The organism is Azoarcus sp. DD4 (genome assembly GCF_006496635.1).
Classification (GTDB): domain Bacteria; phylum Pseudomonadota; class Gammaproteobacteria; order Burkholderiales; family Rhodocyclaceae; genus Azoarcus.
The window spans coordinates 2,987,958-3,003,247 of record NZ_CP022958.1 but is presented as its reverse complement, the minus strand read 5'-3'; the positions used below and the strand labels follow the sequence as shown (position 1 = coordinate 3,003,247).

Here is a 15,290-nt window from a genome sequence, read left to right as displayed (position 1 = left end):
GATCCGATGACATCGCAACTACGCGCGGTAGGTTTCGGGGGAGAGCGCGGCTCCACCCTGCTGATTGCGTTGATCATGCTCATCATGATTACCCTGATGGTCGTGACCAGCTTCAAGATCGGATCCGGCAATCTGAAAATTGTCGCGAACGCGCAGGACAGGCAGCGCGCGACGACGATAGCCGAGGAGCTTCTCAACGAAAAGCTGTTCGACATCAACAGTGGATTGAGCAGCGACCCGTGCGACATGACCGCTCTGCTTGCCGAGGATGGCACTCTGACCGAAACGCGCGACAACGTCGCTGTGACCTTCTCGCGGACGCTCACGCGCGCTGAGTGCGTAAGCAAGAATAGCGTCGTCGATCCGTTGAAGCTCGCCGAGCAGGCTCTGTTGGCTGCGGAGGCAACGGTGGTTCAGGAATGCGCAGCCGAAGCGGAAAATTCGGCCGAATGCCTCCAGGCGAAGGCGGACCGTGACAACAAGCGTGCGATTCGGGACAGAACCCAGAAGAGGGCCCTCGAATGCATCACGCCAGGCGAAAGCGGTGGCAGTCATGTCGGTACCGATCCTGCGCTCGGCTCTGCTGCCGAGGATGCTGCAGTGGCTGGATCGACCTATTGCGTCGACGTCGTAATGGAACTCACGGCGGAAGCGAGAGATTCCATCAGCGGCGCCAGAGGCACAGTCATGCGTGGGATCGCTCTCCACTGCAGCAACCACGATATTCCAGAATGTTGATTCCGAGGGCACGGCAATGAAGCGCAATTGGAAAAAGGCGATTTGTGCGGTCGCCACAGCGGGCCTTGCGTTACAGCCCCTTACCGCACACACCGAGGATATTGATCTCTTCGTTGGCAATAATAGCGATACAACTAGACCCAACATTCTGATCGTGCTCGATAACACGTCGAACTGGTCGCGCCAGAGCCAGCAGTGGCCCGGGGGCTTGGCCCAGGGACAGTCCGAGGTGAGGGCGATCAAGAATGCGCTCGCTGGCATTGCGACGGGTTCGGTGAACGTTGGCTTGATGGAGTTCGTCACCGAGGGCAATGCCAATGATGACGGTGGCTATATCCGTCATGCGGTGAAGTTGCTCGACGAGACAAATTACGACCTCTTTTCGGATAAGCTCGATACGATCTTCGATGGTATAGGGACGCCGATCGAAAAACGAAACTCGAATACCGCCTACGGTAACCTCGTCTACGATGTCTATAATTATCTTGCTGGCATAGATGTATACAACGGCGGCGCAGGTACGCCTAATCTGCGTGACGCGGATGGCTATACCGCTGTGCACAGCCGGTTTCGATCGCCTTTGACCGAGGAGACGATCTGCGGTAACACCTATGTTATCTACATAACGAATCCCAATAGCAGTGGGCCGGCTACCGATAGTTCTGCGAACTCCACGACGCTAAAGAACCTCATCGCGGGTGTCAGTGGTACGGCAGCCAAGTTGGCTGGCGACTCATCGGGTACGCCACTGCCGCTCCCGAACTTTAGTACGTCGTCCACTACGACGACTCAAAGTTTTGGTTTGACCTCGCAGTGCTACAACCGGAACAACGCGACTTGTACGGACATCGGGGCCAATGCCACTGACGCTAGCTTGATTACTCAATGCACTGCTTACGGCACGTGCATTTGTGCGGCAAGCTCAACCAGTTGCGGAGGTAGCAACCGGAAGTTCGAGATCACGGGTGAGAACACCGTGTTTACTGTGACGCCCACGAACACGTTCAACAACGTGATCGGTTCGGCCTGGAACTTCGATGACTGGGCGCGCTTTCTCTATAACTACGGTGTTCCCTTCGGTTCCGGGGAGTCGGCGACGCGTGGCAAGGTGGTGACCTACACGATTGACGTATTCAATGCGCATCAGAACGGCGAGCACACCAGCCTCATGATGAGTGCCGCGAAGGTTGGTGGTGGACGCTATTTCGCTGCGAGGAACGAGGAGGCAATCGAATCTGCTCTGGAGGAAATCTTTGCCGAAATCCAGGCGGTCAACTCGTCCTTCGCCTCGGCCGCGCTTCCGGTTACCGCGACCAACCGGAGCGAAAACGAAAATCAGGTCTACGTACCGATGTTCCGCCCGAGCCGCCTGCAGAAGCCGCGTTGGTTCGGTAACCTCAAGCGATATCAGATCGGTTACGTGAACGGCTTTCTTTCGCTCACCGATGTAGAAGGCACTCAGGCTTCGAATCCCCAAACCGGCTTTATTGCCGACTGCGCCAGAAGTTGGTGGACCTCCGCTCCCGGTACGACGGCGTTCACCGACCAAAATGGGGCGGCGCTGTACAACTACTGGGATGCTACCGCTCACTCCGTCACACTCGATGATGACCTCGCGAGCAAGTGCTTGAACGTCGCTTATCCGTATTCGGATAGTCCAGATGGTCCATTTGTCGAGAAGGGTGGTGTCTCGGAGCAGCTACGCAAGGGCAACAATGGACTCGAAAACCGTACCATCAAGACGCGTAGCGGCAATACGCTGGTGGACTTCACTGACACCGTCGATCTCGGTCTGGCCTCGGGCCTGGACAACGCGGACGTCGTCAATTTCATTCGCGGGCGGGACGTCGACAATGCCGAGGGCAACAAGACCGCCGAGAGTGAAGCCCGCGTCGGTATCCATGGCGATGTTGTGCATTCCCGACCGCTTCCCGTCAATTACGGCGGAGATACGGGCGTCGTGGTGTATTACGGAGGTAATGACGGCACGTTCCGTGCAGTAGATGCCGATACCGGTGCGGAGTTATGGTCCTTCGTGGCGCCGGAGCATTACAGCAAGTTCTCCCGCTTGTACGCGAATTTGCCCAACATCCGCTATCCGAATCAATCGGACGAGGTCGCGGCCGGGAATCTGCCGAAGGACTACTTCTTCGACGGGTCGACGTCGTCGCTGCTCTATTATGACGCCGATAACGAGATCAGTCGCGCCTGGATCTTCCCGACCATGCGTCGCGGTGGTCGGATGGTTTACGGTTTCAATGTAACCAATCCGGCTTCTCCTGCACTGCTATGGGCCGCCGGTTGCCCCAATATGGCCAACGATACCGGTTGTAGCACCGACATGTCGGGTATAGGCCAGACTTGGTCGCTCCCGACGGTTGCCCTCATCAAGGGGTATGGCCGGCCGCTGGGCGGCGGTGCCACTGAAACGGCTGGGAACAGTCCGGTGCTGGTGATCGGCGGTGGTTACGATAGTTGCGATGACGACGAGTCGACCACGGTCGACGGCAACGGCGCGATCACTGCGGTTTCTGCGGCATGCACCAGCAGTGCGAAAGGGCGCAAGGTGTTTGTTCTCGATGCGACCACCGGCACGGTGATCCGCTCCTTCGATACCGATGCCCCGGTTCCAGCGGACATCTCGGTGACTGATATCAACTCCGATCGACGAGCCGACTTCGCCTATGTGGCCGACACCGGCGGCAATGTCTATCGGATCGATTTCGTTACCCCGTCGACCGGCCTGCCGCGAGCTCCTGCCGACTGGACGATCCGTAAGATCGCGTACATCCAGGTTGCGAACGGGAGCGTACGTAAGTTCCTGTATGGTCCGACTGTTCTCAACGTCGGTGATGGCAACTACCTAGCCCTTGGTACAGGGAACCGGGAGCGTCCGCTGATGGTGAATTACCCTTACGCGGTAGACGTGCAGGATCGCTTTTACGTCTTCTACGACCACTATCGATCTGATGTGGCCGCATTCAACCTCGATGATACGACCTACATGCAGGCTGCTCGTGACGCGACCTGCGACACCGAGGGGGTTGGGTTTGGCAGTACGAAGCTCGGTTGGTTTTACGACTACGCAGCGCGGGGGGAGCAAACGGTCACCTCGGCGGTCATCCATCTTGGCACGGTCACTTTCAGTACCAGTCAGGCGGGGCCCACCCAGTCGGAGAACAACATGTGCGTCCCGGATCTTGGCACTGCACGTAGCTATACGCTTAACCTCCTGACCGGTTCGGGCGCGCGCAATACGGCGAACGGGTGTGGCGGCGATGACTTCGTCGTGATGGCGGGCGGTGGTATTCCACCGTCTCCGGTACTCGCCACCGTCAACGTTGGCGGTAAGAAAGAGACGGTCATCATCGGTGCCGGTTCGGGGGGCATCGGCGACGTTGCCGATGCCCGACCCAAGGTTGCGCCGAAAGTGAAGCGGAAATACTGGAGTTCGAAGATCGACGAATAGTAGGTTTCGTGTAGGTGCCGTTCTGCAGTAGAGGCAGAGAGGCGGCCCCGGTATGGGGCCGTTTCTGTCTGCTGGTCGACTGCGCCTCTGTGGCCAATCTACGATCGTGCCTCAAGGCCTCGGATTGACGGCGCAGCCTTGCGGGCGGTCAAATAGTGCAAAGTCTGAATCGAGCTTCCATTGTTGCCCTCTCTCTCTCCGCTGTCCCTCCTGCGTGAGCGTCTGGCCCTGATACCGGGGGGGCACGCGCTGGCCGCAGCAGATTGGCCTGAAGCGCTGGAATCCGACGACCACACTCCTGCAGCGGTACTAGTGCCGATTGTCAGTAGGGGAGATTCGACGTTTGTTCTGCTCACGCGTCGCACCGATCATCTCCATCATCATCCGGGGCAAATCAGCTTTCCCGGCGGCAGAATGGAGCGTGCCGATCGTTCGGCGGCCGATACTGCCTTGCGCGAAACCGAGGAGGAGATTGGCCTCGATCGCACGCACGTCGAGTTGCTTGGTGTCTTACCCGACTACATTACCGGCACGGGCTTCCGGGTGACTCCGGTCGTCGGGCACGTACAGGCTCCCTTTCAGCTCACACTCGATTCCTTCGAAGTCGCCGAGGTCTTCGAAGTCCCGCTCGCTCACTTTCTCGACCCGGCCAACCATCAACGCCACAGCAGGGAATTCGAGGGCAGGCTGCGGCATTTCTACGCAATGCCCTATGGCGACTATTACATCTGGGGTGCGACCGCCGGGATGTTGATGTCGCTTTACCAGGTGCTGAGCGAGGATTGACGCGCCGTCCGGCGTAGCCAGCCGGTCTCGCCTTTGTGGTATCTTGGCCATCAATCCGTTGTCGTTTTGCCATCCAGGCCATCCCTTCCGAATGACCCTTTTCTCGCTGATATTTGCTCTGCTGATCGAGCAGGTGCGTCCGCTTCCGGTGCAGCAGCTTGTCCTGTATCCCTTGCGCAAGTTGTCGGCTGCGCTCATCGAACGTTTCAACGATGGCCAGGATCGACATGGCAAGGTGGCATGGTGGTTGATCGTATTGTTGGCGACGGTTGGATGCGCGGTCGTCTATTTTCTTCTGTGGCATCTCCAGCCGCTGCTCGCGGTGGCCTTCAATGTTGGGGTTCTCTACCTGACGCTGGGCTTTCGCCAGGAGAGCCATTTCTTTACCGATATTCATCTGGCCCTGCGCATGGGCGAAGTGGAACGGGCGCGGGCCCTGCTGGCGGAATGGCGTGGCGGGCAGTATCAGGATGCGAGTTCGAGCGAGGTCGCCAGGCTGGCGATCGAGCAAGCGCTGATCGCGGCGCATCGTAACGTTTTCGGGGTGGCGTTCTGGTTTGTGCTGCTGCCGGGGCCGAGCGGCGCGGTAATGTATCGCCTGGCGCGCTTCTTTGCCGAAGAGTGGGGTAGCCGGCAGGATGTCGAGTTCGGTCAGTTCGGGGCCTTCGCCAGACGGGCGTTCGAGTTGATCGACTGGCTGCCGGTGCGGCTGACTGCTGCGTCGTTCTCGGTTGTTGGAGATTTCGAGGATGCCGTGTACTGCTGGCGCACCCAGGCCATGCTCTGGCCGGACAAAGGCTCGGCTATACTCATCGCAAGTGGAGCCGGCGCGCTGGGCGTAAAGCTGGGCATGCCGGTACACGAGTCAGGCGAGATCGTCGAACGCCCCGAAATGGGCGTTGGCGATGAAGCCGATGCCGACTACATGCAGAGCACGGTGGGGCTGGTGTGGCGAGCCCTGGTCGTGTGTCTGCTGATGCTGACCCTGCTCGGTGTTGCCGGCTGGGTCGGTCGATGAATCTCTAGGAGGGAGTGCAGATGGCAAGTCGTGAAGTCGTTGTGCTGAGCGCAGTGCGTTCGGCCGTTGGTGGTTTCGGTGGTTCGCTCAAGGACTTGGAGCCGGCTGAGCTGGGCGGACTGGTGGTCAAGGAAGCGATCGCCCGAGCAGGCGTCGATCCGAAGGAAGTGAGTTTCGCCACCGTAGGTAACTGCATTCCGACCGAGTCGCGCTACCCGTACGTTGCCCGCGTTGCGACGATCCAGGGTGGTATGTCGATGGACTCCGTTGCATTTGCGGTCAATCGTCTTTGTGGTTCTGCGCAGCAGGCCATCGTCAACTCCGCGCAGGCGATCATGCTCGGCGACGCCGACTACGCGATCGGCGGTGGTGTTGAAGTCATGTCGCGCGGCGCCTACCTGTTGCCGGCGCTGCGTACCGGTGCCCGCATGGGTGACACCAAGGCGATCGACGCCATGGTCGCCGTGCTGACCGACCCGTTCGGCGTCGGCCACATGGGGATTACCGCCGAGAATCTGGCGTCCAAGTGGGGCATCACCCGGGAAGAGCAGGACGCCTTTGCGCTCGAGTCGCAGAATCGTGCGGCTGCAGCCATCGCCGATGGCCGGTTCAAGGGCCAGATCGTCCCGATCTCCTTCGAGACCCGCAAGGGAACCGTCGTGTTCGACACCGACGAGCATCCGCGCGCAACCACCATGGAAGCGCTGGCCAAGATGAAGCCGGCCTTCAAGAAGGACGGTTCGGTTACCGCCGGCAATGCGTCCGGTATCAACGATGCCGCCGCCTTCCTGGTTCTGGCCGATGCGGCCAAGGCTGCCGCCGCCGGTCACAAGCCGATGGCGCGCCTGGTTGGCTACGCGATTGCCGGTGTGCCGAACGAACTGATGGGTGAAGGTCCGATCCCGTCGTCCAAGTTGGCCCTGCAGCGCTCCGGTCTGACGCTCGACAAGATTGATCTGATCGAATCCAACGAAGCCTTTGCTGCCCAGTCGCTGACCGTGGCCAAGGGTCTGGAGCTGGATCCGGCCAAGACCAACCCGAACGGTGGCGCGATTGCGCTCGGCCATCCGGTCGGCGCAACCGGTGGGGTGATCATCACCAAGCTGTTGCACGAACTGCACCGTACCGGTGGCCGTTACGGCATGGCCACCATGTGTATCGGCGGTGGCCAGGGCATCACTACGATCTGGGAACGTATCTGAGTCGCGCCGATAATCAGGTGTGAAAAAGCCGGCGGAGTTCCGCCGGCTTTTTTTGTTGACGCCGCCGTCAGAGCTGGAAGCGTTTGACGGTGTCCAGCATGTTGGCGGCGACGCCGTTGAGGGTGTCGGCCGAGCGTGCGGCTTGCGCCGTGGCGGCGCTGGTTTCCTCCGCGTGCGTCGCGATCTCCTCGATTCGTTTGGCGACTTCGGCGGAGGCGGAGGATTGCTCCCGCAGCGCGGTATCGACCTCGCCGATAATCTCGGCAACCCGGCGCGCGATGTCCTGGAGAGCGGCGATGGTCTCGCCAGCGTGTTTTGCGTGCTCGACGCTGTTGCCGACGGCGCTCACGCCCTCGTCGATGCCTGCGACCACCTGCCGGGTCGAGTCCTGGATCGAGGCCACCATGCCGGTGATCTCGCTCGTGGAATGCGCAGTGCGCTCGGACAGTTTGCGGACCTCGTCCGCTACGACGGCAAAGCCGCGTCCATGTTCGCCTGCCCGCGCTGCCTCGATGGCCGCATTGAGTGCGAGCAGGTTGGTCTGCTCGGCGATTTCCTTGATCACCTGGACGATGTTCGAGATTTTCTGTGACTCGGACTCGAGCCCCGTGATGCGTTCCGACGCCGCGCTGACCACCTTGGAAACGCGGTGGATCTCCTCGATCAGCCTGTTGATCGTTTCACGTCCCTCGCGGGCCTGCCGGTCGGAGTCCTGAGCGAGGCGGCTGGCGTCTCCGGTGCTATCCGAGACGTGCGTGATCGACACGGTGAGCTCCTCGACGTTCGCTGCAATGGCCGAGGCGGCGGAACTCTGGACGGTGACACTGCGCTCCATCTGGCTGACACCGTCGCCGAGTTGACGGGCAGCCGCGGAAAGTTCACTCGCGTTGTCGCTTGTCTTGCGCAGGGTGTCCTGCAAGGCCGCTTGCATTTCTCCCATGGCCTTGACCAGTTGGCCGATTTCGTCGCGTGACTGCGGCGGCAGCGGGCTGCGCAGGTCACCTCCGGCGATGCGTCGCGCGGCACCGACGACCTGAGTGAGCTGCAGGCCCATGCGGCGTGCCATCAGCCAGCTGGTAAGCATCGCGATCAGAATGCCGAATACCAATGCGCCGAAGCCGTATAGTCTGGCCAGACGTATCTGTTCGTCGACATGCCGGGCATCCACAGCGGCACCATCGACGTTCAATTTGGTCAGGCTGGCGAGGGCGTCGCGCAGTTGGTCAGCGCTCTTCACCCACTCGCTACGTCGCAGCGCTTGGGCGCCTTCCTCGTCACCGCCTTGCTGCAATTGCACGGCCTTGTCTACGCTGGCCTTGTAGGCGGCGGCGTACTGCGCGATCTGGTCGATGAGCTGTCTTTCTTCCGGCGAGGTTACCAGCGGGCGGTACTCGTCGATGGAGGCGACCACGCTCTTGTTGAGCGATTCCAGTGATGCGGCGAGTTTGGCGCGTTCGTCGGTGCCGCCGGGCAGCATGTATTCCAGGCTGCGAACGCGGAAGCGCAGACGCTCACGGCTCATCTTTTCGATCTGGACGAGCGAGGGCAGCCAGTTCTTGGAGATTCGCTCAGCATCGGCGGCAATCCTGTCGATCTGCCACAGGCAGACAATGATGGCGAGAATGAAAACGCCACCCGAAACCAGGAAATTGACGATGAGCTTGCCTCGCAGGCCGAGGTTGTCGAACCATTGCATGCCTTTCTCCCCTTTGCTGTCGAACATGTGCCGCCTGCCGCTGTGGTGTCAGCGGGTGGTGGTCTTACCACTTCGCTAACGGCACTGGAGCCGTGGGGCTTGAGCGCAATATTCGATGGCGCCTGCCGGACGGGTCAGACGGCCTTGTCGTCGTCCGCTGCCGTGGCCGGATCTGGCGCCAGCTTTATCGAGGCTGAGTTGATGCAGTAGCGTAAGCCGGTCGGCTGGGGGCCGTCTTCGAACACGTGGCCGAGATGTGCGCCGCAATCGTGGCAGAGCACTTCGGTGCGATGCATGAAGTGGCTGAAGTCTTCTGCCGTTTCGACCTTGTCAGGCTCGGCCGCAGTCCAGAAACTCGGCCAGCCGCAGCCGGCGTCGAACTTGTGTTCGGAGCGAAAGAGCGGGGCGCCACAACATACGCAGTTGTAGGCGCCCTTGGTCCAGGTGTTCCAGTATTCGCCGGTAAAGGCGCGTTCGGTGCCTTTTTCGCGCGTGACGTGATACTGCGTGGGGGTGAGTTCGGCACGCCATGCGGATTCGGGCTTCTCGATCTTGCGGCTCATGGTCTGCTTCTCCGTGTGGTCGCGCCGACCTGTCGTCGATCAGTGCAGGTGGCGTGGCATCTGGTCGGCCTGTTCTGCAGGCATTTCGGCATGGACGACCTCGCCTTCCGGCGAGGGGTAGAGCGGGGCGCCGCAGTCGTCGCAGTATTCGAGCGGAAAGCGGTGTTCGAGCACAAGAATGTCGTTGACGCCACACTCCCGCAACACGCTTTCGATCTGCGCAACGCCCTCGCCGTTCTCGTCCTCGACGCCGAGCAGCGGCCAGACGACGCCGTGTACCACCTCTTCGCGACCGCGCAGGGTGATGCCGATCCGGTATTCCTCGAGCTGGTTCTCCCAGAACGGGGCGATCACTGCGCGCAGATTGGAGGCGGGCGCGTCGAGCGAGGTTCCGAGGAAGGCCACCGAAGCCCGCACCGCATAGGGTCGGCTCGCCTTGTCTGCGGCACGGCTGGCGGCGAAATAGGCCTCGGGCAGCACCACTTCGATGGCACAACCCGGCAGCAGCGGCGCAAGACTGGCACCGCCCTGGGCCCGCCACTGCGCCAGTGCCTGATCGCGGCTGCTGTCCCGTTCCTGCCAGCGGAACAAGGCCTGGCCGCGGGGGACTGCGACGGCAGCCAGCAGATAGCGCGTATCCGACAGGAATTGTGCGGTTTCGGGCATGCCGTCGGTTTCGATGTGAACGTCGTGGTTGTCCAGCGCCGCTGCGCCCAGGGTGCTGGCGAATTCGGCGGTGGCGCAATAGCCCTGCGGCAGTTGATCCGGACTGAACAGGAAATCGGCAAGGGCCAGGCGGGCGCCGTCGGCAAGCACGTGCGCCTGCAAGTGGACGCGAAGGTTCGCGAGGGCGGCTGGCGGAATGGTCGTTGCGGAGATGCGGTATCTCGACCAGGCGAGGACCGGTGCGGCGATCAGCAGGATGTCGTGATCGGCTGAGAGGCGAGCGACGGATTCGGCGCGCGATTCGATGAAATCGGCGAGTTCGTCGTAGCCGGCGGCATCTGCGCTGAAAAGATGGTCGAGCGCTGCATTGAGGACTTCCTCGTCGTGCTGCTCGAGTTGCTCGTCGATACTGGCGGCGAGCCCCAGCTCCCAGTGGCGGTCTTCGGCGCGGGAGCCCGACTGTGCAAGGCCGCTTGCCAGCCAGATGAGCTTTTCAGCGTTGCGGCCGAGGCCGCCACGGCGCTTGATGCGCGTTCTTTTCATTGTGTGTCCTGTTTGGGATGCATGGTGTCCGTCGATGCAGGGCACCGCGGGAGGCCAGCTTCATTCTAGCAGTCGGTTTCAATAGCCCGGACGATTGAGGCGAACCGACTGGAGGATGGTGGCGGAGATCTCTTCGATCGACTTGGTGGTCGAATCCAGCCAGCGGATGTTCTCCCGCCGCATCAGCTTCTGTGCAGCGTCGATTTCGTACTGGCAGTTGTCGAGCGAGGCGTAGCGGCTGTTGGGGCGACGTTCCTGCCGGATCTGCGACAGACGTTCCGGTGCGATGGTGAGGCCGAAAAGTTTGTTGCGATAGTTGTGCAACTCGCCGGGTAGCTTGTTGCGTTCGAAGTCTTCGGGAATCAGCGGGTAGTTGGCGGCCTTCACGCCGAACTGCATGGCGAGGTAGAGGCTGGTGGGTGTCTTGCCCGAACGCGAAACGCCCACGAGTATGACGTCGGCTTCCGCGAGTTCGCCATCCGAAGAGATGCCATCGTCGTGCGCCATGGCGAAGTTGATCGCCTCGATGCGGTTCTTGTAGTCGGTGCTGTCGGCGATGCCGTGGAAACGGCCGACCGTGTGGGTCGAGCGCTGGCCGAGTTCGGTTTCGAGCGGACCGATGAAACGGTCGAAGAGGTCGAGAAAGAGCGCGTCCGCCTTGTGCAGGGCCTCTACCGTGTCCGGGCTGACAAGGGTGCTGAAGACAATGGGGCGCACGCCATCGTTGCGCGCCGCTTCGCGGATCTGGTTGGCGCAGTCGATGGCCTTGTCGAGATCGTCGATGAAGGGAGCCCGCACCTGGCGGATGCGGGCATCCGGGAACTGCGCGAGCAGGCTGTGGCCCAGGGTTTCGGCGGTAATGCCGGTGCCATCGGAAATGAAGAAGACTGTGCGGATCGGCGGGGTGCTCATCGTGTTTCGCTGGGCTGGCTGAAGGGTGTTGGACGGGCCGTTTGCTTGCGTCCCGTTACACAGCGGACCGGGTATTGGGGCAAACCCTGCCGTGCAGCGCAGCACCAATTCTCGGTAAAATCACATTTTGCTTTTTCTTTGTTCATTCCGGAAGGCCATCCATGACCCGCTATGTCATCCCCTTCACCGAGTTGCGCATGACCGACGTCGACCAGGTCGGCGGCAAGAATGCCTCGCTCGGCGAAATGATCAGCCAGTTGCCCTCGAGTGTGCGCGTGCCGGGCGGCTTCGCCACCACCGCGGCAGCCTATCGCGAGTTCCTCGCCCACGGCGGGCTGGCCGACCGGATCAATGCCGCGCTTGACGCACTCAACGTCGACGACGTCGATGCCCTGGTCAAGACTGGTGCGCAGATCCGCCAGTGGATCGTCGACACGCCGTTCCCGAGCGCACTCGAAGCCGAGATCAAGACTGCCTACGACAAGATCACGGCCGAAGGCGAGGGCAGCTTCGCTGTGCGCTCGTCGGCAACCGCCGAAGACCTTCCGGACGCCTCCTTCGCCGGTCAACAGGAAACCTTCCTCAACATCCACGGTTACGAGAACATCCTTCACGCGATGAAGGAAGTGTTCGCGTCGCTCTACAACGACCGTGCCATCGCCTACCGGGTTCACAAGAACTTTTCCCACGCCGAAGTGGCGCTGTCCGCCGGCGTGCAGCGCATGGTGCGCTCGGATACCGGCGCCTCGGGTGTGATGTTCACCATCGACACCGAATCCGGCTTCAACGACGTGGTGTTCATCACCGCGTCCTTCGGCCTGGGCGAAACCGTGGTGCAGGGTGCGGTGAACCCCGACGAATTCTATGTGCACAAGCCTACGCTGGCGCTCGGCAAGCCGGCGGTGATCCGTCGCAACCTCGGCTCCAAGCTGATCAAGATGGTCTTCGCAGACAAAGCCGTGGCCGGCAAGTCGGTGCGTACCGTCGATGTGCCGGAGTCCGACCGCAACCGTTTCTCGCTGACCGACGAGGACGTGCTCGAACTCGCCCGCTACGCGGTGATCATCGAGAAGCACTACGGCCGGCCGATGGACATCGAGTGGGGCAAGGACGGCCAGGACGGCAAGCTCTACATCCTGCAGGCGCGCCCGGAAACCGTTAAGAGCCAGTCCTCCGGCCTGGTGATGGAAAAGTACCGCCTCAAGCAGTACGGCAAGGCGCTGACCCACGGCCGCGCCATCGGCCAGAAGATCGGCGCCGGCACCGTGCGCGTGGTCAAGGACGCTTCCGAGATGAACCGCGTCCAGGCTGGAGACATCCTCGTCACCGACATGACCGACCCGAACTGGGAGCCGGTGATGAAGCGTGCCAGCGCCATCGTCACCAATCGCGGTGGCCGGACCTGCCACGCGGCGATCATCGCGCGTGAGCTCGGCATCCCGGCCATCGTCGGTTGCGGCAACGCCACCGAGGTGCTGGAAGAGGGCGATTCCGTCACGGTGTCCTGCGCCGAAGGCGACACCGGCTATGTGTATCGCGGCAAGCTGGAATTCGAAGTGATCACCACCGACATGGGCAATCTGCCCGAGATCCCGGTGAAGATCATGATGAACGTCGGCAATCCGGAACTCGCCTTCGAGTTCGCGCAGATTCCGAACGGCGGCGTCGGTCTGGCGCGCCTCGAGTTCGTCATCAACAACATGATCGGCATCCACCCGAAGGCGATCCTCGAACTCTCGCAAGTGCCCGCCAGCCTGCGCGACGAGATCATGCGCCGTTCGCGCGGTTACGCGACGCCGAAGCAGTTCTTCATCGAGAAGCTGGCGGAAGGTGTGGCGACGATTGCCGCGGCCTTCTACCCGAAGCCCGTGATCGTCCGCATGTCCGACTTCAAGTCGAACGAGTACCGCAAGCTGCTTGGTGGCGACATCTACGAGCCGGAAGAAGAAAACCCGATGCTCGGCTTCCGTGGCGCCTCGCGCTACATCGCTCACAGCTTCCGCGACTGTTTCGAGCTGGAATGCGCGGCGATGAAGAAGGTCCGCAACGAGCTTGGTCTGACCAACGTGCAGATCATGATCCCGTTCGTGCGCAACGTCGAAGAAGCTGCTGGCGTTGTCGACCTGCTTTCCGAGCATGGTCTCAAGCGTGGCGTGAACGATCTCAAGCTCATCATGATGTGCGAGATCCCATCCAACGCATTGCTGGCCGACAAGTTCCTGGAGCACTTCGATGGCTTCTCCATCGGCTCCAACGACCTGACGCAGCTGACGCTCGGTCTCGACCGCGATTCGGGTCTGGTGGCGCACGCTTTCGACGAGCGCGATCCGGCTGTCAAGCAACTGCTGTCGATGGCGATCAGCACGGCGAACAGGTTGGGCAAGTATGTCGGCATCTGCGGCCAGGGGCCGTCGGACCACGCGGATTTTGCCGAATGGCTGATGGATGAAGGCATCCAGACCATTTCGCTGAACCCCGACACGGTGGTCGACACCTGGCTGAAGCTCGCTTCGCACAGCAAGAAATAAGTCCCGATTCTTGGCAAAGAACGGCGGCCGCGTGCCGCCGTTTTTTTTGGGGCGCGCGCGGGCCCCGGGGGAGCTTGCTCGAAGTGGGCACGATGGTGTTACACTCGCCGAGCTTTGTGTTTGACCAAATGAAACCGGCAGCGCTGGTTCTTGGTCGGCTTCCCGAATTCTGTCGATCTGTCTGCAAGCCTGGTTCCAGGACGACAATCGAACCAACCGGAGGAACAGGATGGCACTGGTCATTCTTTCCGCCGGGACGATGACCCAATCCAGGGTACGTACCCTCAGCCTCAGGGCGACGATTGTCTTCGTCTCGGTATTTCTGCTTGTGGTCGCGGCTGGCGCTTTTGCGCTTGGCGTCGGCGTGGGGCGGAGCGTGTCCGAGCCGGTGCCCGAGGTGGCCCGGGTGCAGTTCGACCAGCCCGAAGGCAAGGTTCTGATCGATCGCGTCGGGGAAATCTCCGGCCGCCTGGTCCGGCTGGAAAGCGAGGCAGTGACGCTTGCGCAGCGTATAGGCTTGTTGAAGGATTTCGAAGCACGCCAGGCAACGCCACTGCGGGAGCCTGTCCGCAAGACCTTCGAGGGCATGCGCCCGGCCACGCCGGCAGGCGGCCCGATGATTCCGCCGCGTTTGGCGATGAATCCGGGGGAGGCGGAGGTTGCGGATGACCACGGTACCGGGCTCACTGCGCTCGAGCGCGATCTTCAACGCCTGGATGCCACGCTCCTGGCGATCGAGCGCGCAACCGACGAACGCAATCTCGAGTTCATGACCTATCCGAGTCGCACGCCGGTGCCGGGCGTGGCGCGCAACTCCGGTTTCGGCAATCGTGCCGACCCGTTCAACCGTGCTGCGGCCTTTCACAGCGGTCTGGATTTTCCGGCACCGACCGGCACTCCCATCGTGGCCAGCGCAGGCGGCCGTGTGATTTACGCGGGTTACCGTGCCGAGTACGGCTACACGGTCGAGATCGATCACGGTAACGGATTGGTGACGCGCTACGCCCATTGCTCCCGTCTGATGGTCAAGCTCGGCGAAGTCGTATCGCCCGGGCAACGCATTGCGGCGATCGGCAGCACCGGTCGCTCGACCGGCCCCCACCTGCACTTTGAGGTGTTGAAGGACGGCCGCTATTCCGACCCCGAACTGTATCTCGCCAGTTCCTGAC

General features: G+C 61.5%; 11 protein-coding genes. 7 read left to right on the top strand and 4 right to left on the bottom strand.

Annotation, left to right across the window (positions count from 1 at the left end; all coding sequences use genetic code 11):
* The first annotated feature begins 6 nt into the window (after positions 1-6).
* From CJ010_RS13850 to CJ010_RS13830, 5 genes are all read left to right on the top strand, one after another.
* Entirely contained in the window at positions 7-738 is a 732-nt protein-coding gene (locus CJ010_RS13850; RefSeq protein ID WP_141018577.1) for a hypothetical protein, read from the top strand.
* Positions 739-754: 16 nt separating this feature from the next.
* Positions 755-4,207: a pilus assembly protein gene (locus CJ010_RS13845; protein ID WP_141018576.1), complete on the top strand. Its 3,453-nt coding sequence runs from the start codon at positions 755-757 to the stop codon at positions 4,205-4,207.
* A gap of 249 nt (positions 4,208-4,456) precedes the next feature.
* Positions 4,457-4,993, top strand: a complete 537-nt coding sequence (locus CJ010_RS13840; RefSeq protein WP_240794610.1) for a CoA pyrophosphatase — start codon at positions 4,457-4,459, stop codon at positions 4,991-4,993.
* A 91-nt stretch (positions 4,994-5,084) separates the two neighbouring features.
* Positions 5,085-6,011 (top strand): CobD/CbiB family protein, encoded by a 927-nt coding sequence (locus CJ010_RS13835; protein WP_141018574.1) that lies wholly within the window; start codon positions 5,085-5,087, stop codon positions 6,009-6,011.
* Between the two features lie 20 nt (positions 6,012-6,031).
* Complete coding sequence (locus CJ010_RS13830) at positions 6,032-7,213, top strand: acetyl-CoA C-acyltransferase family protein (RefSeq protein WP_141018573.1); 1,182 nt, start codon at positions 6,032-6,034, stop codon at positions 7,211-7,213.
* A 67-nt stretch (positions 7,214-7,280) separates the two neighbouring features.
* On the opposite strand, the gene CJ010_RS13825 is transcribed toward CJ010_RS13830, so the two are convergent.
* The 4 genes from CJ010_RS13825 to CJ010_RS13810 all read right to left on the bottom strand — a co-directional run bounded on the left by CJ010_RS13825 (position 7,281) and on the right by CJ010_RS13810 (position 11,593).
* On the bottom strand, positions 7,281-8,936 hold the full coding sequence (locus tag CJ010_RS13825) for a methyl-accepting chemotaxis protein (RefSeq protein WP_240794366.1): 1,656 nt from the start codon (positions 8,934-8,936) through the stop codon (positions 7,281-7,283).
* A 107-nt stretch (positions 8,937-9,043) separates the two neighbouring features.
* A complete protein-coding gene (gene msrB / locus CJ010_RS13820; protein WP_141018572.1) occupies positions 9,044-9,472 on the bottom strand; it encodes a peptide-methionine (R)-S-oxide reductase MsrB in 429 nt (142 codons plus the stop codon).
* 39 nt (positions 9,473-9,511) lie between these two features.
* The gene (locus tag CJ010_RS13815) at positions 9,512-10,681 is read right to left on the bottom strand and encodes a DUF2863 family protein (RefSeq protein ID WP_141018571.1); all 1,170 of its coding nucleotides are present in this window, start codon (positions 10,679-10,681) and stop codon (positions 9,512-9,514) included.
* Between the two features lie 78 nt (positions 10,682-10,759).
* On the bottom strand, positions 10,760-11,593 hold the full coding sequence (locus CJ010_RS13810; protein ID WP_141018570.1) for a pyruvate, water dikinase regulatory protein: 834 nt from the start codon (positions 11,591-11,593) through the stop codon (positions 10,760-10,762).
* 161 nt (positions 11,594-11,754) lie between these two features.
* On the opposite strand from CJ010_RS13810, the gene ppsA reads away from it, so the two are divergent.
* Both ppsA and CJ010_RS13800 read left to right on the top strand, forming a co-directional pair.
* Positions 11,755-14,121 (top strand): phosphoenolpyruvate synthase, encoded by a 2,367-nt coding sequence (gene ppsA / locus CJ010_RS13805; protein ID WP_141018569.1) that lies wholly within the window; start codon positions 11,755-11,757, stop codon positions 14,119-14,121.
* A 229-nt stretch (positions 14,122-14,350) separates the two neighbouring features.
* The gene (locus CJ010_RS13800; RefSeq protein WP_141018568.1) at positions 14,351-15,289 is read left to right on the top strand and encodes a M23 family metallopeptidase; all 939 of its coding nucleotides are present in this window, start codon (positions 14,351-14,353) and stop codon (positions 15,287-15,289) included.
* Position 15,290 lies beyond the last annotated feature (1 nt).